This is a genomic window from Paracoccus sp. NIOT.M2S5SZ12, assembly GCF_057748165.1.
Genome location: NZ_JBYLFR010000012.1, coordinates 20,035 through 40,378 on the forward strand (window position 1 = coordinate 20,035; position 20,344 = coordinate 40,378).

Here is a 20,344-nt window from a genome sequence, read left to right on the forward strand (position 1 = left end):
CGGACGGCGCCGATTATTCCCGCAGCCCCCGCCCCGGTCCAGCCCGCCGCGGGGGCTGCGGCGACAAGGCGCGCGGTTTTTTTTCCGCAGGGATGGAATAGACTGCGCCCCGGCCCCGTTCAGCCCCAGAACCGCGACCGCCAAGGGAGAGACGTTGTGACCCAGGACATGCGCGCCCAGATGATCGCGTATCTGCCGCGACTGCGGTCCTTTGCCCGCGGCCTGTGCGGGCAGCACGCGCTGGCCGACGATCTGGTGCAGATCACGGTCGAGAAGGCGCTGCGCAACCTGGACCGCTTCGATCCCGGCACGCGGATGGACAGCTGGCTGTTCCGCATCCTGCGCAACAGCTTCATCGACCATGTCCGCGCCCGGCGCGAGACCGACAGCCTGGACGCCGAGGATGCCGCGCCGCTGATCGGCCAGGATGGCCGCGAGATCACCGAGACGCGCCTGCATCTGGCCGATGTCCGCCGCGCCATGGCCCGCCTGCCCGAGGAGCAGCGCGTGGTGCTGATGTTGATCTGCGTCGAGGGCATGCGCTATCGCGAGGCGGCGCTGGCCCTGGACCTGCCGCAGGGCACGGTCATGAGCCGCCTGGCCCGCGCCCGCGCTGCGCTATCGCAGATGCTGCAGGACGACCCCGCAACCCTTTCGTCCCATTCGGCCTGACACATGATCCGCAGAGGCATGACCCGATGACCCGACCCACCCCCGCAGACGAGAGTGACGAGATGCTGATGGCGCTGGCCGATGGCGAACTGGACCCGACCACGGCCGAGAGCCTCTGGACGCGCATCGCCGAGGACCCGGCCCTGGCCGACCGTTTCGCGCGCTTCGCCGACAGCCGTGCGGCGCTGCGGGCGGCCTATCCGGCGGAACCCGTGCCCGACCATCTGATCTCCGCGATCATGGCCGCCGAGACGCCCGCCGCCACGGTGCTGCCCTTCCGCCCGCGGGCGGTCGCGTCACCCGCGCGGTGGGCGATGGCGGCATCGGTGGTGCTGGCCGTGGGGCTGGGCGGGTTCCTGATCGGACGCGGTCTGCCGCAGGTGCCCGGCGGCGGTCTGGCCACCGCCGCGGCCGCCCTGTCGGCGGTGCCCACCGGCGGCGAGGCGCTGCTGCCCGACGGCACCCCCGCCCGCGCGCTGGCCAGCTTCGAGACCGATCTGGGCCTGTGCCGCCTGATCGAGACGACGGACGAACGCGGCCTGACCTGCCGCGACGCCGACGGGTGGTCGGTCGCGCTGGCGGTGCCGGGGGCGCAGGACGACTATCGGCCCGCATCCGAGCTGGGCACCGGGCTGATCGACGCAGCGCTGGACCAGATCGGCGCGGGCGCCGCGCTGGACCCCGCGGCCGAGGCCGCGCTGCTGGACCGCTGATCCCGGCTCAGTCGGCGCCGAACAGGTCGCGGGTGAACACGCGCTCGGCGACGTCGGCCAGGTCCGGGGTCAGACGGTTGGCCACGATCAGGTCGGCCCGCGCCTTGAACGCCTGCAGGTCGCGGATGACCTCGGAGCCGAAGAACCGGTCCTCGGCCAGGGCGGGTTCATAGACGACGACCTCGATGCCCTTGGCCTTGATCCGCTTCATGATGCCCTGCACGGCGGATTGGCGGAAATTGTCGGACCCGGCCTTCATCACCAGGCGGTGGATGCCCACGACGCGCGGCCTGCGCGCCAGGATCGCGTCGGCGATCACGTCCTTGCGGGTGCGGTTCGCCTCGACCACGGCGGCGATCAGGTTCTGCGGCACGCTGCTGTAATTGGCCAGCAGCTGCTTGCTGTCCTTGGGCAGGCAGTAGCCGCCGTAGCCGAAAGACGGGTTGTTGTAATGCGTGCCGATCCGCGGATCCAGCCCGACCCCCTCGATGATCTGGCGGCTGTCCAGTCCGAAGGACAGCGCATAGCTGTCCAGTTCGTTGAAATAGGCGACCCGCAGCGCAAGATAGGTGTTGGCGAACAGCTTGATCGCCTCTGCCTCGGTCGGTCCGGTCAGCAGGACGGGCACGTCGTCGTCCAGAGCGGCCTCGGCCAGCAGGTCGGCGAAGGCGCGGCCGCGGGGGCTGTCCTCGCCCACCACGATGCGCGACGGCTGCAGGTTGTCATGCAGCGCGCGCCCTTCGCGCAGGAATTCCGGGCTGAAGATCACCTGATCCGTGCCGAGCCGTTCGGAGACGTCCTTGGTGAAGCCCACCGGCACGGTCGACTTCACCACGATCACCGCCTGCGGGGCGTGCTGCATCACCTGACGGATCACCGCCTCGACGCTGGACGTGTCGAAATAGTTCGTGACCGGGTCATAGTTCGTGGGCGTGGCCACGATCACGAAATCCGCATCCGCGAAGGCCTGGGCTGGATCGGTGGTCGCAGTCAGGTCCAACGGGCGTTCCACCAGATGACGCGCGATGTCCGCGTCGACGATGGGGCAGCGGCGGTCGTTCAGCATCGCCACACGGTCCGCATCGACGTCCAGCGCCCGGACGCTATTGCGTTCGGCCAGCAGGACCGCGTTGGACAGTCCCACATAGCCGATCCCGGCCACCGCAATCGTCTTTCCCGCCATCACCCGCTCCGCAAGACCGGGGCGCAGCATAGCGTGCGGCGGCGCCGTGGCAACCGCCGCCGCACGCGCCGTGTCAGGCCGCGCGGGCCTTGGCCTCGGCCCGGCGGGCGTGCAGCGCGGGCTCGGTATAGCCCGAGGGCTGCGTCGTCCCGGTCAGCACCAGATCGCGCGCGGCCTGAAAGGCCGGACCGTCGAAGCCGGGGGCCATCGGGACATAGGCCGGATCGCCCGCGTTCTGGGCATCGACCTTGGCGGCCATGCGGCGCAGCGCGTCCTCGACCTGATCCACCGTGACCAGCCCGTGCTCCAGCCAGTTGGCCAGGTACTGCGCGCTGATGCGGCAGGTGGCGCGGTCTTCCATCAGCTGCACGTCGTCGATGTCGGGCACCTTGGAGCAGCCGATGCCCTGATCGACCCACCGTACGACATAGCCGAGGATGCCCTGCGCGCTGTTGTCCAGCTCGCGCAGGACCTGATCCTGCGGGATCGGGCCGTCGGCCAGCGCGGGCGTCAGCAGCAGGTCCAGATCGGGGACCGGCCGGTCCTGCAGCTCGTCCTGACGGGCGGCCACGTCGATCTGGTGGTAATGCAGCGCGTGCAGCGTCGCCGCGGTGGGCGAGGGGACCCAGGCCGTGCTGGCGCCCGATTTCGGGTGGCCGATCTTGACCTCCAGCATCTCGGCCAGGGCGTCGGGCTTGGCCCACATGCCCTTGCCGATCTGGGCGCGGCCCCGCATGCCCGCGGCCAGGCCGATCAGCACGTTGCGATCCTCATAGGCCTTCAGCCAAGTGGCGGCCTTCATCCCGTCGCGGCCCACGAAGGCGCCCGCCTGCATCGAGGTGTGGATCTCGTCGCCCGTGCGGTCCAGGAAGCCAGTGTTGATGAAGAAGATCCGGTTGCGGATCGCATGGATGCAGGCGGCCAGGTTGGCGCTGGTGCGGCGCTCCTCGTCCATCAGGCCCAGCTTGACGGTGTTGGGGGCCAAGCCCAGGGCCTGCTCGACATGGGCAAAGACCGCATCGGCAAAGGCCGCCTCATCGGGGCCGTGCATCTTCGGCTTGACGACATAGATGGCACCTGCGCGGCTGTTGCGCGGGCCTTCTGTCTTCTTCAGGTCGTGGACGGCGCAGGCGACGGTTACCATCGCATCCATCAGCCCCTCGGGCGTGGACTGGCCGTCCTTGCGGATCACGTCGGTGGTCATCAGATGGCCGACATTACGCACCAACAGCAGGGCGCGGCCCTGCAGAGTCACGGTGCTACCGTCAGGGCGGGTGACGGTGCGGTCGCCCTCCAGGCGGCGGGTCATGACCTTGCCGCCCTTCTCGAAGCTCTCGGTCAGATCGCCCTTCATCAGGCCCAGCCAGTTGCCATAGACGCCGATCTTGTCCTCGGCATCGACGGCGGCGACGCTGTCCTCGCAATCCTGGATCGCGGAGAGCGCCGCCTCCAGCACGACATCGCGCAGCCCGCTGGCCGAGGCCGCGCCGATCGGGTGGTCGCGGTTGATCACCAGTTCGACATGAAGCCCGTTATGGCGCAGCACATATCCGGTGTCGGCCCCGTCGCGGCGGGTGCCGACGAAGGCTGCCGGATCGGCCAGCCGCAGGGGCTGCCCCGCAACCGTCGCGACCAGCCCCTGCGCATCGGCGTCATAGGCGGTGACATCGGCATGGCTGCCCCCCTCCAGCGGCAGAGCCTCGTCCAGGAAGGCGGCTGCCTTGGCCACGACCGCATCGCGGCGCGCCGGATCGAAGCCGCCCGAAGGCACCGGCCCCATCACGTCCGACCCGTACATCGCGTCATAGAGCGAGCCCCACCGCGCATTGGCGGCGTTCAGCGCGAAACGGGCGTTGCTGACCGGCACGACCAGCTGCGGCCCGGCCAAGGTGGCGATCTCGGGGTCGATCGCGCCGTTCTCGACGGTGAAGGGGGCGGGTTCGGGGACCAGATAGCCGATCTCGGTTAGGAAGGCGCGATAGGCGGCGGCGTCCCAGGGCTGGTTGCCGCGGGCCTTGTGCCAAGCGTCGATGCGATCCTGCATATCGGCGCGGATCGCCAGCAGCTCGCGGTTGCGGCCGGCAAACCCGTCCAGCAGCGCGGCATAGCCCGACCAGAACGCGTTGGCCGTCACGTCGGTGCCCGGCAGCACCCGCTCCTCGATGAAGGCGGCGAAATCGGCATGGACCTCAAGCCCGTGGCGGGGGGTGGCGGTCTGGGTCATCTGGCTCTCCTCGGATGTCGGGCGGAATCGGCGACGGGCGCCTGCCGATCCTGCATAAGCCGTGAGACGCCTTTTGCCAAGTCATTTGGAAGGATTTTCCATTATGCGCAGAAAGCCGCCCGCGCTTCGCGCCGTGCTCGACCTGCTTGCCGCGCCGCCGCCAAGCCGCCATCCTGACCCCAGACCCGCCGCGACCCGGAGAGAGCGATGATCCGCGCCCATCTTGCCACCTTCCCGCCCCGTGCGGCGGTCCTGGAGCGGACGCTGGCCTCAATCCTGCCGCAGGTGGACCGGCTGTTCCTGTGCCTGAACCAGCATGAGGCGGTGCCCGCGGCCATCGCCGCCGACGACCGCATCACCGCGATCATCCCGGACCGCAACCTCAAGGATGCGGGCAAGTTCGCCTTCGTGCCCGACGATGACGACATCGTCTTCACAATCGACGACGACATCCTCTATCCGCCGGATTATGTCGCGCGCACCATGGCGGCCTTCGACCTGCTGCCGGGCGCAGACCACGTCCTGGGCTATCTGGGCAATGCGTGGATGGCCAAGGGCCGGGAGGGGCTGGAGGGGTGGAAGACCTTCATGTACCACAAGCGCGCGCCCCATGTGGTCAAGGTCGACGTGCTGGGCACCGGCACCGCCTGCATGCGCGGCCGGCACCTGCCCCGACTGGACGAGATCGCGGATGCGGCGGGCTTCGTCGACCTGCGCCATGCGCGGCTGCACACGCAGTCGGGGCGGCGGATGTGGTCGCTGCCGCGGGCGGAGGACTGGATGCAGAGCCTGATGACCGAGGAGCTGAAGCCCACGGCGCTGTTCACCACCGTCGCGCTGGCGCGGGACGCCGCGATGACGCAGGAGATGCACCGGCTGCTGGCGGAACGCGGTCCCCATTCCGGGCTGCTGCTGGCGCAGCTGCGCAACCGGGGGCTGCTGTGACGGGAACGCGCCCATGTCTGTTTCCGCCGGTCGAATGTCGCAAATCGTCCGCCTCCGCGCATCGCGACGATTAGGTTGGCACCATCACCCCCCGGATTGCCGAGCCGCGCCATGACCCACAGCCAGACCAAGACCACCGCCCAGCTGATCGCAGAGCGTTGCCCGAACCACGCCCTGCCGCGCGACCTCTACTGTTCCGAACAGGCGTTCCGTGACGACCTGGAGCAGATCTGGTACCGCGAATGGCTGTTCGCCGGACCCAGCTGCGAGCTGCCCAAGACCGGCAGCTATGTCACGATGCAGGTCGGCGACTATCCGGTGATCGTCACGCGCGGCGCGGATGGCCGCATCCGGGCCTTCCACAATGTCTGCCGCCATCGCGGCCAGCGGCTCTGCGCGAAATCGAACGGCACAAATCCGAAACTGGTCTGCCCCTATCACCAGTGGACCTACGACCTGACCGGCAAGCTGCTGTTCGCGCGCGACATGGGCCGCGATTTCGACCCGTCGAAATACAGCCTGAAGCCGGTGCATTGCGTGGACCTCAAGGGGATGATCTTCATCTGCCTGGCCGCCGTGCCGCCCGCCATCAACGAACTGGCCGCCAACCTGATGCGCTATGTCGCGCCCTCGGGACTGGAGGATGCCAAGGTCGCCTTCTCCTCCACCATCGTGGAGAAGGGCAACTGGAAGCTGGTGATGGAGAACAACCGCGAATGCTATCACTGTAGCGGTTCGCACCCGTCGCTGTGCCGGACCTATTCCGACGATCCGCTGATGACGGTGATGGAGGGGCCGAACTCGGCCAGCCCCGAGATCCTGGCCCATTGGGACCGCTGCGACGCGGAGGGGCTGCCCGCGCGCTTCGTGAACGCGCCCGACATGCAGTGGCGCATGGCGCGGGTGCCGCTGATGGACCATCAGGAAAGCTTCACCATGTCGGGCAAGGCCGCCGTCGCGCGGCGCATGGGGACCATGCCCTGGAACGACGCGGGCAGCCTGATGTTCTATCACTTCCCGTCGTCCTGGAACCATTTCCTGGCCGATCACGCCATCGTCTTCCGCATCCTGCCGATCAGCCCCACCGAGACGCAGGTGACGACCAACTGGCTGGTCCACAAGGACGCGGTCGAGGGGGTCGATTACGACCTGGAGACCCTGACCCGCGTCTGGCTGAACACCAATGACGAGGACCGCCAGGTGGTCGAGGAGAACCAGGCCGGCATCCTGTCGCCCGCCTACGAGCCCGGCCCCTATTCGCCCAGCCAGGAGGCCGGGGTGATCCACCTGATCGACTGGTATTGCGGGCTGATGGCCTCGCGCCTCGGGCTGCAGCAGGCGGCGGAATAATGGTCCGCAGGCGCCTGAACTGGACGGCCGAACCCTGGTCCGACGACGAGCCGCTGGAATGCGTGATGGTCGTGCCCGAGACGCGCGACACGTCCACCTTCATCTTCCGCGCGCCCTCCAGGGCCTGGTTCGACTATGAGCCGGGGCAGTTCGTGACGCTGGACCTGCCGGTGGACCCTTCAAGAGGTCCGGCCGGCAACGTGCAGCGGACCTACACGATCAGCTCCTCGCCCTCGCGGCCGCTGTCGATCTCGGTCACGGTCAAGGCGCAGGCCGCGTCCATCGGCACGCGCTGGATGCTGGACCACCTGCGGCCCGGCATGCGGATCAAGGCCTTCGGGCCGGCGGGCATCTTCAGCTTCCACCGGCATCCGGCGCGGAAATACCTGTTCATCTCGGCCGGGTCGGGCGTCACACCGCTGATGTCGATGACCACCTGGGCCTGGGACCAGGCGCAGGACACCGACATCGTCTTCGTCCATGCCGCCCGCCGCCCGTCCGAGATCATCTTCCGCGACCGGCTGGAGCAGTTCGCGGCCCGCGTGCCCGGCCTGCAGCTGCGCTTCACCGTGGAGGAGCCCGAGCCGTTCCGCACCTGGACCGGCTATCAGGGGCGCATGAACAGCCTGATGCTGGGGCTGATGGCCCCGGACTATCTGGAGCGCGAGGTGTTCTGCTGTGGTCCCGAGCCCTTCATGCAGGCGGTGCGCGACATGCTGATCGCGCTCGGCTTCGACATGGAGCGCTATCACCAGGAGAGCTTCGGCGCCCCCGTCGCCACCGAGGCCGAGGCCCCGGTGCTGGACGATGTGGCCCCCGACGACGAGGCCCGCGCCCAGGTCACCTTCGCGGCCAGCGGCGTCACCGCCGCCTGCGCGGAGACGGACACGGTGCTGGCCGTCGCCAAGCGGGCGGGGCTGAACATCCCGTCGGGCTGCACCTTCGGCCTCTGCGGCACCTGCCGCATCCGCAAGACGGCCGGAGAGGTGCACATGGTCCATAACGGCGGGATCAGCGACGAGGACATCGCCGAGGGCTGGATTCTGGCCTGCTGTTCCAACCCGATGGGCCGCGTCACCGTCGAGGTCTGAGGGACCCGCGCCTCAGCGCGGCTCGTCCGCCGCGGGCACGGGCGCGGGCCGGTCCACCAGCATCCAGTCCATCAGCCGCCGCGACACCTCCTCCGACAGGGGCTTGTCCTTGCCCTCCAGCTCCGCCTCCAGCGGCATGAAGCCGAGCGCGTCCAGCAGCGTCACGAACTGCGCCATGGCTGCCGCGCCCTTGGTGGACTTGACGTTCTTGTGGGCCGACTTGAAGATCGCTCGTGCATCGTCGCTGAGCAGGGTCCAGACATAACCGGCCATCAGCTTGGCCCGCAGCGCGGGCATCGCGGCCTCGGCATCGCGCAGCGCCTGCACCGCCAGGCGCGGCAGGTCGTCCAGCGTCGCGGGCGTGCCGTTGCGATGGGCCGACGCCGCGCGGTCGCGGAAGGACGCGATGGCGTGCTCCCAGAAGGCGGGGGCCTCCTCGGGGTGCTTCTTGAGGACATGCATGCGCGACGCGGTGACCCGGTTTCCGGCGATGGCCAGCATCAGGTGATCGCGCGTCAGCGTCGGTTCGGGCAGGGCCAGCAGTTCGGCCAGCTGCTCGTGCAGCACGGCGTCGGGAAGCTTTTCGGGATGGCCCGGCACCGGCTCTCCGGGCACCAGGTTGCGCAGCAGGGCGCGCAGGTCGGTGATGTCGGGTTCGGCGCGGGCCAGGAAGTCGTCCGGCATGGCGCGGGCGGCGATCAGGTTCACGTAGCCGATATGGGTCTGCAGGCGCGGCACGTGCCGGTTGCGCTGACGCACGTCCTCGGAGGCGGCCAGGGCGCCGCCCGCGGTAAAGTCGAAATAATGCGCGCCCGTCTGATGCGCCAGAATGGAGCCCACCGACTGGTCGTGGCGATGGTCGATGAAGGCGGGGTGGGGCTGGCCCAGCTCATCGGGCTGGTCGGTCAGGATGCGCGGATCGCGGCAATGCTCCAGCCAGCGTTCCAGAAAGGCGAAGCTGGCCTCGGACGGCATGAACAGCAGCGGCCCGGCGCAGACCTGACAGGCCAAGCGATGCTCGTCCGTGTCGGCATCCATCAGGATGAAGGCGTCGCGCTTGGTGTAATGGCCCTGGATCTGCCAGGTCGAGATGAAGCCGTGGATGAACCGCTTGGGCGTCAGCGCGCAGAGTTCGACGGCGGCATGCGGGAAGGAGGGGAACTGCCGGAACGATCCGGGTTCATACCGCCCGGCATCGTTGTAGATCACGATGTCGTCCGGGCCGCATTCGCGCAGCTTCTGCAGGATGATCCAAGGCTTCCACAGCCAGTATCCGGCACCGCGCGGCTGCTCCAGGATGAAGCGGTTCTCCTCCCAGAAGGGGGTCTGGCGCAGCATCGCCTCGGTGACATGGGTCGCGCTGTCGAAGCCGACCTGTAGAGCCGACGCGCAATAGTCGTCGGCGTTGCGGGCGAAGGGATCGACCCCGTTCGAATAGACCAGAAAATGCGCCTGACCGATGCGGCTGTGACCTCGTCTCATGTCCGTTCCCCTGCCTTTTTGCGACCCTGCGCCTTGGGCGCCATCCGGATCAGCTTCTTGTGGCGTCGCGCATATTGCGCCTTGTCGGGATGGCGCACCATCAGCCTTTCCAGCCGGGTGACCGCCTGATCGATCTGGCCCGCCTCGACCATCAGGTCGGTGTTCAGCATCACCAGCGGCGGATGGTCGTCCGCCCATTGCAGCGTCCAGTCCAGCACCCGGCGCGCGCCTTCTCGGTCGCCGAGATCGGCCTTCATCTGCGCCAGGTCGCATTGCTTCCGCCAGTTCAGCGGCGCCAGGCGCAGGGCCTGCTCCAGGATGCGGACGGCGTCCTTGGGCCGGCCGGCGTCCCGCGCCGCATCCGCCGCGAGGAACAGGACCGACGGAAAGCGCAGCCGCCCCTCGTCCACCAGCGCGACCAGCGTCTCGGCCGCGGCCGCGGGATCCCCGGCGCGCCACTGGAACAGGCCGCGCATCGCCCGCAGGATCGAGGCGCCGGGCGCCAGCGTGATGGCGGCGTCCATCGCGGCCAGGGCGGCGGCATGATCGCCGGTCTCGTGGTGCAGCTCGGCCAGGCGCTTGTGGAAGATCGCCACGTCGGGCTTGGCCGCGACGGCCGCGCCCAGCATCTGCCGGGCGCGGTCCAGATCGCCCTCGCGCAGCGCGATCATGCCGGTGAAGCTGTCGGAATGCGGCCGGTAGGCGGGCGTCCAGTCGCGGCGTTCCAGGATCTTCAGGATGGTGCGGAAATGGCCGCGGAACTTGTAGTGGCTGCGCAGGTCCGAGCGGGTGAAATCCGGCCATTCCCAGACCATCACCCGGTTGGTCGGCACCATCTTGTCGAACCTCAGCACTCCCGCCTCGACCGCCGCGCCATAGAAGTCGCGCACGTGATCGACGATGAAGCGGTTGGGGAACAGCCGCTCGATCTCGGGATCGGTGATCCAGAAATTGCCCTCGTCGAAATCGCCCTGCGCGCGCAGCAGCCCCGCCAGCGCGTTGATCTCTCCCTCGACCGGCTCGTGCCAGAAGGCCGAGATGATCTGCTCCAGCCCCGCCTCGCGCCGGCCCAGCATCAGCAGCGCCAGCCCATGATAGAGCGCCACCTGCGCGAAGCTGCGCTGGAACGCGACAAAGCCCCGGTCGATCGCCGGGCGCAGGTCGCAGATCTGCTGATACTGGCCATCGAAGAACATCTCGCGCAGGGTCATCGCGTGGACGAAGGCGATGTTCAGCCCGCCCTCGATATGGCGGCGCGCGGTCTCGACGAACTGGCCGCGCCGGCCGGTCTTGACCAGATGCTCGCAGGCATAGACCAGATACTGCCCGATCTCGCCCTCGTTGGCGAAAAGGTGCGGCTCGTCGCGCAGCCGGTCGGCCAGCAGGTCCAGCGCCGCGTGCCGCGCCTCGGGGGTGATCTCGGATTCGACGTCGCGGAAATCGCCCCCGCCGATGGTCTTGGCGGTCGAGCTGAAGGCCGAGGAGGGCGGCGCCACGATCAGGTCCGACAGCGACATCGCAAACAGCTCCAGCGCGTCGCGCTGAACCTCGGTCAGCTCCGACGTGTCGGCGATGCGCGCGAAGGTCAGCAGGTCGGGGAACATGCCGGTATAGCGTTCCAGCACGCTGGCATTGTCGCTGAACAGCACGGTGCGGGTGCCGTCACCCTCAAGGTTCGCGCGGATATGGGTCTCGAAGAACTCGTCGGGGACGAACTTGTTGGGCCAGGCGCGGTTCATGGCGCGCATGTCGCTGGTCAGGTCGCCCCGTCGGATGTGATAGGCGACCGTGCGCCGCCCGTCGCGCAGCCGCTCGCGCAATGCGGCCAGGTGGCGCGCCAGGACCGTGTTCAGGGGCAGGTCCTCGACCACCGCGCGGAAGGTGCGCGCGACCTCGGCCTCGTCCTCGAAGGGCAGACGCAGCACGTCGAAGGGCGGGTCCAGCAGCACGTGCATTCCCCCCTCCAGATGCGACAGGAATCGTGCGCGGTCCGGGCTGTGGATGACGGTGCCGATGGCGGTCGCCTTGGCCTTCATCGCCTGATAGGTCGGCTTGTCGATGAAGTGGTCGCGCACGAAGTCGGGGTGGAACAGCTCGGTCCCGTCGCCCAGGCCGTCGCTGTCGCGCCAATGCACCACGAAGGGCAGGTCGTGGCTGCGCGCGAAGCGCAGCGTGTTCAGCAGCGCGATCAGCCTGCCGCCCATCCGGTCGGCGCGAAAGGCGATCAGCTTTCCCCGGTCCGCCGCCATCGCCTCAGCCCGCCCGATGGTCGAGGAACCAGCGATAGGTCTGGGCGATCCCGTCGCGCAGCGCGATCCGCGGCGCCCAGCCCATCGCCATCAGCCGGTCCGAGGACATCAGCTTGCGCATCGTCCCGTCGGGGCGGGTCAGGTCGTTGGTGATGCGGCCCGTATAGCCCACCACATCGGCCACCATCCGCGCCAGATCGCCGATGGCGATGTCCGTGCCCGAGCCGACGTTCAGGTGCGACAGCATCGGTTCGGTATGGGCCTCGTAGGTCGCGCGGTCCATGTCGAAGACGAACAGCGACGCGCGCGCCATGTCGTCCACATGCAGGAACTCGCGGCGCGGCGTGCCGGTGCCCCACATGACGACCTCGGGCAGGTCACGCTCGCGTGCCTCGTGGAAGCGGCGGATCAGGGCGGGCAGGACATGGCTGTTCTCGGGGTCGAAATTGTCGCCGGGGCCATAGAGGTTCGACGGCATGACCGACCGGAAGTCGGTGCCGTACTGCCGGTTGTAGCTTTCGCACAGCTTGATTCCCGCGATCTTGGCGATCGCGTAGGGTTCGTTCGTGGGCTCCAGGATGCCGGTCAGCAGCGCGTCCTCGCGGATGGGCTGGGGCGCCTCGCGGGGATAGATGCAGCTGGAGCCCAGCTGCAGCAGCCGCGTGACGCCATGCGCCCACGCCTCGTGGATCACGTTGCATTCGATCATCAGGTTCCGGTGGATGAACTCCGCCGGATAGGTGTTGTTGGCATGGATGCCGCCGACCTTGGCCGCGGCCAGGATCACTGCGTCGGGCCGTTCGGCGGCCATGAAGGCGCGCACGGCGGCCTGTTCGGTCAGGTCCAGCTCGGCGCTGGTGCGGGTGATGGGCGTGACCTCCGCGCGGTCCCGCAGCTGGCGCAGGATCGCGCTGCCGACCATGCCGCGATGTCCCGCCACGAAGATGCGCGTCATGGCGGCCTCAGCTTTCGTGATAGACGGGCAGGTCGTAGCCATGCGTACGCAGCAGCGCGTGGCGGCGGGCCGATTTCAGGTCCTCGGCGACCATCTCCTCGCACATCTGCTGGGTGGTGATCTCGGGGACCCAGCCCAGCTTCTCGCGGGCCTTGGTCGGATCGCCCAGCAGCGTCTCGACCTCGGTCGGGCGATAGTAGCGCGGATCGATGCGCACGATCACGTCGCCCGGCTTGACGCCCGGCGCGTCCTCGCCCGACACCGTCTCGACGATGCCGACCTCCTGCTCGGCCGTGCCGTCAAAGCGCAGGGTGATGCCCAGATGCGCCGCCGACCATTCGATGAACTGGCGCACGGAATACTGGACCCCGGTGGCGATCACGAAATCCTCGGGCCGCTCCTGCTGCAGCATCATCCACTGCATGCGGACATAGTCCTTGGCATGGCCCCAGTCCCGCAGCGCGTCGATATTGCCCATATACAGGCAATCCTCCAGCCCTTGGGCGATGTTGGCCAGGCCGCGGGTGATCTTGCGCGTCACGAAGGTCTCTCCGCGGCGGGGGGATTCGTGGTTGAACAGGATGCCGTTGCAGGCATAGATCCCGTAGGCCTCGCGATAGTTCACCGCGATCCAGTAGGCGTACATCTTGGCCACCGCATAGGGCGAGCGCGGATAGAAGGGTGTCGTCTCGCGCTGCGGGATCTCCTGGACCTGGCCGTAGAGCTCCGAGGTCGAGGCCTGATAGAAGCGCGTCTTGCCCTCCAGCCCCAGAAAGCGGATCGCCTCCAGGATGCGCAGCGTGCCGATGGCGTCGACATTGGCGGTGTATTCGGGCGTGGCGAAACTGACCGCGACATGCGACTGCGCACCGAGGTTGTAGACCTCATCGGGCTTAACGTCGGCCATGATGCGCATGACCGAGGAGGTGTCGCCCAGATCGCCGTAATGCAGGAAGATGCGCGCGTCGTCCGCATGCGGGTCCTGATAGATGTGGTCGATGCGCTGCGTGTTCAGAGAGGAGGACCGCCGCTTGATGCCGTGGACCTCATAGCCCTTCTGAATCAGCAATTCGGCCAGATAGCTGCCGTCCTGCCCGGTGATTCCGGTGATCAGCGCCTTCTTGGTCATCGCGGTACCTCTTGTCACACGTCAACTCGATCCAGGGCGCCGGGGCGCCATGCAATTCGGTTTACGGCAGGCCCGGCGGCATTGCCATATGCAACTATCGCGGATTTTCTCTATGGCGCCGCCTGTTGCCGGGCCGCAGCAACGGATGCAGGGCGGTGACGTCCGCATGGGCGCCGAAGCCCGCCGGGCAGGCAGGATGGGGACGTCAGCCGATCAGAACGCGATGCTCGGCCTGACCGCGCAGGCCCGCATCCGCCACGAAGGTGCAGCCGTCGGCGGGCCGCGGATCGTCCAAGCCCTGCCGCGCGCTGGTCGCGAACAGCCGGTCCAGCGCGGGTCCCCCGAAGGCCGGGCAGGAGACGTGCCGCGCGGGCAGGTCGATCGCCCGGTCGAACCGCCCCTGCCGGTCATAGCGCGCGACGCGCGAGGCGCCCCATTGCGCCGACCACAGCCCGCCCTCGGCGTCGATCACCGCGCCGTCGGGGTTCAGCCCCTCGGCCGCCAGGTCGATGAAGACCCGGGGCTCGCCCAGGGGCCAGCCGTCGCGGTCCAGCCGCACCTGCCAGATGGTCGCGCGGTCGGTATCGGCGAAATGCGCCAGGTCGCCCTCGGGGGAAAAGCAGATCGCGTTGGTGATGGTGATGGCCGGAAACAGGCGGCGCAGCTCGCCCTTGTAGTAGCGCCAGATCGACCCGGCGCCGGGTTCCGCGTTCAGCCCCATCGTGCCGATCCAGAAGCCGCCCTGCGGGTCGGCGCGGCCGTCATTGCTGCGCGTCACCGGGTTGTCGGCCTCCAGCGGCACCAGGATCTCGGCCGTGCCGTCGCGCAGATCCAAGAGCGACAGGCTGCGGCTGGAGGCCAGGATCAGCCGGTCGCGGTCCACGATGCCCGCGGCCGAGACCATGTCGGCAAACGACCAGTCGCGGCGCACTCCGTCCAGCGGACGCTCGAACAGGCGGCGGTTCACGATGTCGAACCAGAACAGCGACTGCCGGTCGGGATGCCACAGAGGGCCCTCGCCCAGGGTGCAGGGGGTGTCGTCGAAGATCATGCGCTCTGCTCCCATGCGGCGACGATGGCTGCGGCCTTGTTTGCGACGGTTTCGGCACTGTCGCCGGGCTTGTAGAGGGACGACCCGATCCCGAAGCCCGCAGCCCCCGCGCCGCGCCATTCGGCCATGTTAGCAACCGACACGCCGCCGACCGCCCAGCAGTCCGTGCCTTGGGGCAGCACCGCCCGCATCGCGCGCAGGCCGGTGGGGCCGATCAGTTCGCCGGGGAACAGCTTGAGCCCCGTGGCCCCGGCCTCCAGCGCCGCGAAGGCCTCGGTCGGGGTCATGACGCCGGGATAGCTGGCCATGCCCTGGGCCACGGTGGCGCGGATCACCTCCGCGTTGCAGTTGGGCGACAGGACCATCTGGCCTCCCGCCGCGCGCACGGCGCGCACCTGATCGACGCTCAGCACGGTGCCCGCGCCGACCGTCGCCTGACCCTCCAGATCGCGCGCCAGCAGGGTGATGCTCTCCAGCGGGTCGGGAGAGTTCAGCGGCACCTCCAGCCGGGTGATGCCCGCCGCGACCAACGCGCGGCCGATGGCGGAGGCGTCCTGAGGCGTCAGGCCGCGCAGGATGGCGATCAGGGGGCGGGACATGGCTTATCCTTGCAGAAACTGGCGATGGGCGGCCGACAATCCGGCCAAGGTGGCATCCTCGACCGACATGCGCGCGGCGGGGACGCCCTGTGCGGCCAGCGCCTCGGCATAAAGGGCCGACAGGGCCGGGGCGCCGATGATCGTGACCTGCGCGCCCAGCCACCAGGGCCGCGCGCCGGCCAGCTCCCACCCGATCAGGGTGCCGGACAGGCGCGCGCGGGCGGCGGCGGGGTCCAGCCCCGACAGCAGCGATTCCGCGCGCAGCTGAAAGAGGCCCGCATAGCCGCGCTCCGGGCGGCTCATGGCGTCCGACACGGCATCGCGGAACAGCGCCGGGTCACTCTCGCCCGCGCCCACGGAATGGCGCAGGACCGAATGCCTGGTCAGCAGGCCGAAGATCTCTCCGGTCATGAAGCTCTTGAAATTGCAGATCTCTCCGGCCGAGATGCGGACCCATTTCGTATGCGTGCCGGGCAGGCAGGCGATGCCGTCGAAATCCGGGTCCAGCGCCAGAAGGCCCGCGATCTGGGTCTCCTCTCCGCGCATCACGTCGGCGGGGGCGTCCTGGCGGATGCCGCAGATGATGCGCACGGGCCGCCCGCCCGGATCGCCCGGCACCGCGACCATGCGCGGGGTGGCGGGGCAGGGGACGGGGGCATAGGGCGCCTCGACCCAGCCCTGGCGCGAGCCGACCATGCCGCAGGCGATGACCGGGACGGCGGGCCAGCCCGTCGTCGCCTGCGCCAGCGCGCCCGCGAAGCCGTCGGGCGTCAGGCTGGCCATGCCCTGGTCGCTGTGGCGGGCCTCCACGGGGCTGCGGCCCGCCATGGCCCAGAGGCGCAGGTTGGTGGTGCCCCAATCGGCGGCGATCCAGTCTATCGTCACAGGCGCGTCCCTTCGATCACGGCGATGGTTTGCGGGAAGGCCGGCGGCAGGGCAACCCCCTGCGCCATCAGCGCCGCACCCGGCAGGACCACCGGCCCGCGCGACAGGGCGGTGGCCGATGTGTGATGCCCCGCGGGGGTTTCGATCATCTCCAGCCGGTATTGCGCCGCGGGGTCCAGCCCGGTCAGGCGCAGGGCCGGGGTCTGCACGGTGGGAGAGCTGTCGATCTGCGCCGCGAAGGCCACGAAGCGGTGGCCGTCGGCGGCGATCTGCATCTCGGCCACGCTGCCCGCCGGGCGGTCCAGCCGCCAGATGTCGCCCGCCATCATCCAGCCGCGATTGGCCTTCCACCAGGCGGTGACGCGGGTCAGGGTCCGGGCCTCCTCCTCGGTCAGCTCGCGCGGGTCCATCTCGAAGCCCATGTGCCGCTGCGCCGCGGTCCAGGCGCGCAGGGTCATGGGCAGGACGCGGTGCGAGGTGTGGCAGTCGCGCGGCCCGACATGGCTGCCCGTCACGCAGGCGGGCAGCAGCATCGCGGCGTGATGCTGGATGCGCAGCCGCTCCAGCGCGTCATTGCTGTCCGACAGCCAGACGCGGCCGCAGCGGGTCAGGATGCCTGCGTCGATCCGCCCCCCGCCCGAGGCGCAGCTCTCGAACTCCACCTGCGGATGGGCGGCGCGCAGCCGGTCCAGCAGCGCATAGACGCCGCGGGTCTGCGCCGCATCGGGATGGGGCGTCAGCCGGTTGTGGTCCCATTTGACATAGTCGATCTCCCATGCGGCCAGGATGCCGCCGAGGCGGTCGAACAGATAGGCCTGCACATCGTCGCGGGCCATGTCCAGATGCAGCTGGTTGCGGCCCCGGATCTGGTCCGCCGGGCCCAGCACCCAATCGGGATGGGCGCGGTAAAGATCGCTGTTCTCGTTGATCATCTCGGGTTCGAACCACAGGCCAAAGCGCATGTTCAGCGCGGCCAGCCGGTCGATCAGCGGCGCGAACCCCTGCGGGTGCTTGCGCGGGTCGATGGCCCAATCGCCCAGGGACGAGGTGTCGTCATCACGCCGCCCGAACCAGCCATCGTCCAGCACGAACCGCTCGGCCCCCAGGGCCGCGGCGCGTTCGGCGATCTCGGCCAATTCGGCCGCGTCATGGCGGAAATAGATCGCCTCCCACCCGTTGTAATGCACCGGGCGCGGCTGGCGCGCGGGGGGCAGGGCGTCGCGGATGGCGCGCTGGAACGGGATCGCCACGCTGTTCAGGCCCGCATCGCCGCGGGCGAGCCAGATCTCGGCGGTCTCGAACACCGTGCCGGGCGCGCGTTCCGAGCCCGAGCAATGCCCCAGCTGGATCTGGCGGCGGCCTTCGGGCAGCGCCTCGACCAGCATGCGGTGGCCGCCGGACCAGCCGTAATGCAGGGCCACGGCCTCTCCGGTCGTGTTGGTGGTGCCGGGCGTGGTCAGCCACAGATGCGGCGGATGTTCATGCCCCGACCGGCCGGTGCGGGCATCGCGCAGCCGCGCGCCATGGTCCAGCGTGGTCGTCACCGGCAGGAACTCGCGCGTCCAGCGGCCGGTCAGCTCGGTCAGCTCCGACAGATGCGCAGGCACCGGCAGGGCCAGCGCCAGATGGTGCAGCGTCAGGGGCGCGTCCGACGTCAGCCGCGCCGACAGCGCGATCAGCCCGTGATCCTTGGCGCGGATGGTGATGTCCAGGCGCAGCCCCTGCGCGACGTGGCGCAGGGTCAGGCCGTCCGCCTCATCCACGGCGTCGAGGCGCCAGTCCGGCTCCAGCGGCAGGCCGTCCTGAAAGGCGACCAGCCCCGGCTGGCCTGGAAAGCTGCGCAGCGCCTCGGGGATCAGCGACAAAGGCGGCAGCGCGTCCAGCATGCCGCCGGTGATGCCGCCCGTCCCCGCCGCGACCAGCGCGTCGAGGTCGGTGTCGGCGGGCAGGAGCGCGCCCCAGTAATGGCAGCAGGCCATGCCGCCATCGCTGCCCAGGACCAGGGTCTGCGCGGGGGTGTCGATGCGCCAGAGCCTCATTTCACCGCACCCAGGGTCAGGCCCGCGATGAAGTGGCGCTGCATCAGGAAGAACATCAGCACCGGCGGCAGGGCCGCCAGGATCGAGCCCGCGCTGACCAGATGCCAGGCGGCGATCCACTGGCCGTTCAGGCTGTTCAGGCCGGCGGTGACGGGTTGCGTCTCGGCGCCCGTGGTCAGCACCATGGCCCAGAAATAGTCGTTCCAGATGAAGGTGAAGACCAGCACCGACAGGGCCGCGATGGCGGGCCGGACCAGCGGCAGCACGATATGCCAGAAGATCTGCCATTCGGTCACGCCCTCGACGCGCGCCGCCTCGATCAGCTCGCGCGGCAGGGCCTTGATGAAGTTGCGCATGAACAGCGTGCAGAACCCGGTCTGGAAGGCGATGTGGAACAGCGCCAGCCCCGTGATGGTGTTGTAGAGGCCCATGTTCACCGTCAGGTCGCGCACCGGCACCATCAAGATCTGGAAGGGCACGAAATTGCCCGCGACGAACATGAAGAACACCACCAGCGACAGGCGGAACTTGTAGACCGCCAGCGCGAAGCCGGTCAGGCATGACAGGCCCACCGCGCCGATCATCACCGGAATGGTGATGCGGAAGCTGTTCCACAGATACTGCGCCAGTGGCGAGTTGCGGAACACGTCGGCGTAGTTCTCCCACGCGAAGCGCGACGGGATGCCGAAATAGTTGCCCGCGGCCAGGTCGCCCGAGGGGCGCACCGAGGTCATCGCGACCCCCAGGAGCGGCAGCAGCCACAGGACCAGCATGATCGGCAGCACGATCTTGTAGGTGCGCTGCGCCGCGGGGGACATCGTCTGGATGGGACGGGGGAACATGGCTCAGGCCCCTTTCTCGTCGCGCCACATCTTCCAGATGAAGCCCGAGATGAAGATCATCATGATGCCGAACAGGACCACCGCGATGGCCGCGCCGTAACCCATGCGATAGCCGTATTCCGACAGCGCCTGTTCGTACATGTAGTAGGACAGCACGCGGCTGGACCCGAAGGGCCCGCCCGAGGTCATGATGCTGACCAGATCGAAGCTGCGCAGCGCACCGATGACGGTCACCACGACCGCGATGAAGGTCGCGGGGCGCAGCTGCGGCAGCACGACATGCCACAGCATCCGCCAGCCCTTGGCACCGTCCAGGCGCGCGGCCTCGATCTGGTCGGGGGCGACGGCGTTCAGGCCGGTCAGGTACAGGATCATGCAATAGGCGATCTGCGGCCACAGCCCCGCCGCGATGATGCCGTAGGTCACATAGCGTTCGTCGGCCAGGATCGCGACGCCCGTGCCCGTGACCCATTCGATCAGCGCATAGAGCAGCCCGAAGCCCGGCGCATAGAACCACGAGAAGATCAGCCCCACGACCACCTGGCTGATGACGAAGGGAAAGAAGAACAGCGACTTGTAGATGCGGATGCCGCGCACGGTCTGATTGAGGAACAGCGCGATCAGCAGCCCCAGGGGAACCGCCAGCAGATAGAGCGCCAGCCAGATCACGTTGTTCTTCAGGCTGGTATAGAAGGCCTCGTCCCACCACAGCTCATCGTAATTGGCCAGACCGATCCAGGTCATCGGCCCCAGCCCGTCCCAATCGTGGAACGAGACCCAGACCGACTGAACGATCGGGATCAGCACATAGACCGAGAACATCAGCAGGCCCGGCGCCAGGAACAGCCAGGGCGTCAGCTGACGGCGCGACCGGCGGCGGCGCGGTGCCGGGGCGGGCAGGGGGGTGTCGGGCAGGGCGGTCATGGGCCACCTTC

General features: G+C 68.8%; 17 protein-coding genes. 5 read left to right on the plus strand and 12 right to left on the minus strand.

From position 1 onward, the window contains the following. Positions 1–156: 156 nt before the first annotated feature. On the plus strand, positions 157–672 hold the full coding sequence (locus tag AC2SGK_RS12195) for a sigma-70 family RNA polymerase sigma factor (RefSeq protein WP_488323801.1): 516 nt from the start codon (positions 157–159) through the stop codon (positions 670–672). Positions 673–698: 26 nt separating this feature from the next. Beyond that, positions 699–1,385, plus strand: a complete 687-nt coding sequence (locus AC2SGK_RS12200; protein WP_488323802.1) for an anti-sigma factor family protein — start codon at positions 699–701, stop codon at positions 1,383–1,385. A 7-nt stretch (positions 1,386–1,392) separates the two neighbouring features. On the opposite strand, the gene AC2SGK_RS12205 is transcribed toward AC2SGK_RS12200, so the two are convergent. After that, the gene (locus AC2SGK_RS12205) at positions 1,393–2,568 is read right to left on the minus strand and encodes a nucleotide sugar dehydrogenase (RefSeq protein WP_488323803.1); all 1,176 of its coding nucleotides are present in this window, start codon (positions 2,566–2,568) and stop codon (positions 1,393–1,395) included. Between the two features lie 73 nt (positions 2,569–2,641). After that, complete coding sequence (locus AC2SGK_RS12210) at positions 2,642–4,792, minus strand: malate synthase G (protein WP_488323804.1); 2,151 nt, start codon at positions 4,790–4,792, stop codon at positions 2,642–2,644. A gap of 207 nt (positions 4,793–4,999) precedes the next feature. Here AC2SGK_RS12210 and AC2SGK_RS12215 point away from each other — a divergent pair, with 207 nt between their 5' ends. The 3 genes from AC2SGK_RS12215 (at position 5,000) to AC2SGK_RS12225 (ending at position 8,178) form a co-directional block, all read left to right on the plus strand. Further along, entirely contained in the window at positions 5,000–5,737 is a 738-nt protein-coding gene (locus tag AC2SGK_RS12215; protein WP_488323805.1) for a glycosyltransferase family protein, read from the plus strand. 111 nt (positions 5,738–5,848) lie between these two features. Further along, positions 5,849–7,087, plus strand: a complete 1,239-nt coding sequence (locus AC2SGK_RS12220; RefSeq protein WP_488323806.1) for an aromatic ring-hydroxylating oxygenase subunit alpha — start codon at positions 5,849–5,851, stop codon at positions 7,085–7,087. Continuing rightward, the gene (locus AC2SGK_RS12225) at positions 7,087–8,178 is read left to right on the plus strand and encodes an FAD-binding oxidoreductase (protein ID WP_488323807.1); all 1,092 of its coding nucleotides are present in this window, start codon (positions 7,087–7,089) and stop codon (positions 8,176–8,178) included. The genes AC2SGK_RS12220 and AC2SGK_RS12225 overlap by 1 nt, the downstream gene beginning before the upstream one ends. Before the next feature lie 12 nt (positions 8,179–8,190). Here AC2SGK_RS12225 and AC2SGK_RS12230 read toward each other — a convergent pair whose 3' ends face one another. The 10 genes from AC2SGK_RS12230 to AC2SGK_RS12275 form a co-directional block, all read right to left on the minus strand. Next, positions 8,191–9,660, minus strand: a complete 1,470-nt coding sequence (locus AC2SGK_RS12230; protein ID WP_488323808.1) for a hypothetical protein — start codon at positions 9,658–9,660, stop codon at positions 8,191–8,193. After that, positions 9,657–11,909, minus strand: coding sequence for a tetratricopeptide repeat protein (locus tag AC2SGK_RS12235; protein WP_488323809.1), 2,253 nt, complete (start codon positions 11,907–11,909; stop codon positions 9,657–9,659). Before AC2SGK_RS12235 ends, AC2SGK_RS12230 begins: the two co-directional genes overlap by 4 nt. Positions 11,910–11,913: 4 nt before the next feature. After that, entirely contained in the window at positions 11,914–12,864 is a 951-nt protein-coding gene (gene fcl / locus AC2SGK_RS12240; RefSeq protein WP_488323810.1) for a GDP-L-fucose synthase, read from the minus strand. Between the two features lie 7 nt (positions 12,865–12,871). Further along, complete coding sequence (gene gmd / locus AC2SGK_RS12245; protein ID WP_488323811.1) at positions 12,872–13,993, minus strand: GDP-mannose 4,6-dehydratase; 1,122 nt, start codon at positions 13,991–13,993, stop codon at positions 12,872–12,874. Between the two features lie 205 nt (positions 13,994–14,198). Next, positions 14,199–15,059 (minus strand): SMP-30/gluconolactonase/LRE family protein, encoded by an 861-nt coding sequence (locus tag AC2SGK_RS12250; RefSeq protein ID WP_488323812.1) that lies wholly within the window; start codon positions 15,057–15,059, stop codon positions 14,199–14,201. Next, positions 15,041–15,643, minus strand: coding sequence for a 2-dehydro-3-deoxy-6-phosphogalactonate aldolase (locus tag AC2SGK_RS12255; protein WP_488323813.1), 603 nt, complete (start codon positions 15,641–15,643; stop codon positions 15,041–15,043). The genes AC2SGK_RS12250 and AC2SGK_RS12255 overlap by 19 nt, the downstream gene beginning before the upstream one ends. A gap of 3 nt (positions 15,644–15,646) precedes the next feature. Continuing rightward, positions 15,647–16,528: a 2-dehydro-3-deoxygalactonokinase gene (locus AC2SGK_RS12260; protein WP_488323814.1), complete on the minus strand. Its 882-nt coding sequence runs from the start codon at positions 16,526–16,528 to the stop codon at positions 15,647–15,649. Next, positions 16,525–18,567, minus strand: a complete 2,043-nt coding sequence (locus tag AC2SGK_RS12265) for an alpha-galactosidase (protein ID WP_488323815.1) — start codon at positions 18,565–18,567, stop codon at positions 16,525–16,527. The genes AC2SGK_RS12260 and AC2SGK_RS12265 overlap by 4 nt, the downstream gene beginning before the upstream one ends. Next, positions 18,564–19,409 (minus strand): carbohydrate ABC transporter permease, encoded by an 846-nt coding sequence (locus AC2SGK_RS12270; protein WP_488323816.1) that lies wholly within the window; start codon positions 19,407–19,409, stop codon positions 18,564–18,566. Before AC2SGK_RS12270 ends, AC2SGK_RS12265 begins: the two co-directional genes overlap by 4 nt. A 3-nt stretch (positions 19,410–19,412) precedes the next feature. Next, positions 19,413–20,333, minus strand: coding sequence for a carbohydrate ABC transporter permease (locus AC2SGK_RS12275; protein WP_488323817.1), 921 nt, complete (start codon positions 20,331–20,333; stop codon positions 19,413–19,415). Positions 20,334–20,344: the final 11 nt, after the last annotated feature.

Coding starts and splice junctions, on each gene's coding strand:
- AC2SGK_RS12200 (WP_488323802.1), top strand. CDS start 699: ATGACCCGACCCACCCCCGCAGACGAGAGTGACGAGATGCTGATGGCG.
- AC2SGK_RS12205 (WP_488323803.1), bottom strand. CDS start 2,568: ATGGCGGGAAAGACGATTGCGGTGGCCGGGATCGGCTATGTGGGACTG.
- AC2SGK_RS12210 (WP_488323804.1), bottom strand. CDS start 4,792: ATGACCCAGACCGCCACCCCCCGCCACGGGCTTGAGGTCCATGCCGAT.
- AC2SGK_RS12215 (WP_488323805.1), top strand. CDS start 5,000: ATGATCCGCGCCCATCTTGCCACCTTCCCGCCCCGTGCGGCGGTCCTG.
- AC2SGK_RS12220 (WP_488323806.1), top strand. CDS start 5,849: ATGACCCACAGCCAGACCAAGACCACCGCCCAGCTGATCGCAGAGCGT.
- AC2SGK_RS12225 (WP_488323807.1), top strand. CDS start 7,087: ATGGTCCGCAGGCGCCTGAACTGGACGGCCGAACCCTGGTCCGACGAC.
- AC2SGK_RS12230 (WP_488323808.1), bottom strand. CDS start 9,660: ATGAGACGAGGTCACAGCCGCATCGGTCAGGCGCATTTTCTGGTCTAT.
- AC2SGK_RS12235 (WP_488323809.1), bottom strand. CDS start 11,909: ATGGCGGCGGACCGGGGAAAGCTGATCGCCTTTCGCGCCGACCGGATG.
- fcl (WP_488323810.1), bottom strand. CDS start 12,864: ATGACGCGCATCTTCGTGGCGGGACATCGCGGCATGGTCGGCAGCGCG.
- gmd (WP_488323811.1), bottom strand. CDS start 13,993: ATGACCAAGAAGGCGCTGATCACCGGAATCACCGGGCAGGACGGCAGC.
- AC2SGK_RS12250 (WP_488323812.1), bottom strand. CDS start 15,059: ATGGGAGCAGAGCGCATGATCTTCGACGACACCCCCTGCACCCTGGGC.
- AC2SGK_RS12255 (WP_488323813.1), bottom strand. CDS start 15,643: ATGTCCCGCCCCCTGATCGCCATCCTGCGCGGCCTGACGCCTCAGGAC.
- AC2SGK_RS12265 (WP_488323815.1), bottom strand. CDS start 18,567: ATGAGGCTCTGGCGCATCGACACCCCCGCGCAGACCCTGGTCCTGGGC.
- AC2SGK_RS12270 (WP_488323816.1), bottom strand. CDS start 19,409: ATGTTCCCCCGTCCCATCCAGACGATGTCCCCCGCGGCGCAGCGCACC.
- AC2SGK_RS12275 (WP_488323817.1), bottom strand. CDS start 20,333: ATGACCGCCCTGCCCGACACCCCCCTGCCCGCCCCGGCACCGCGCCGC.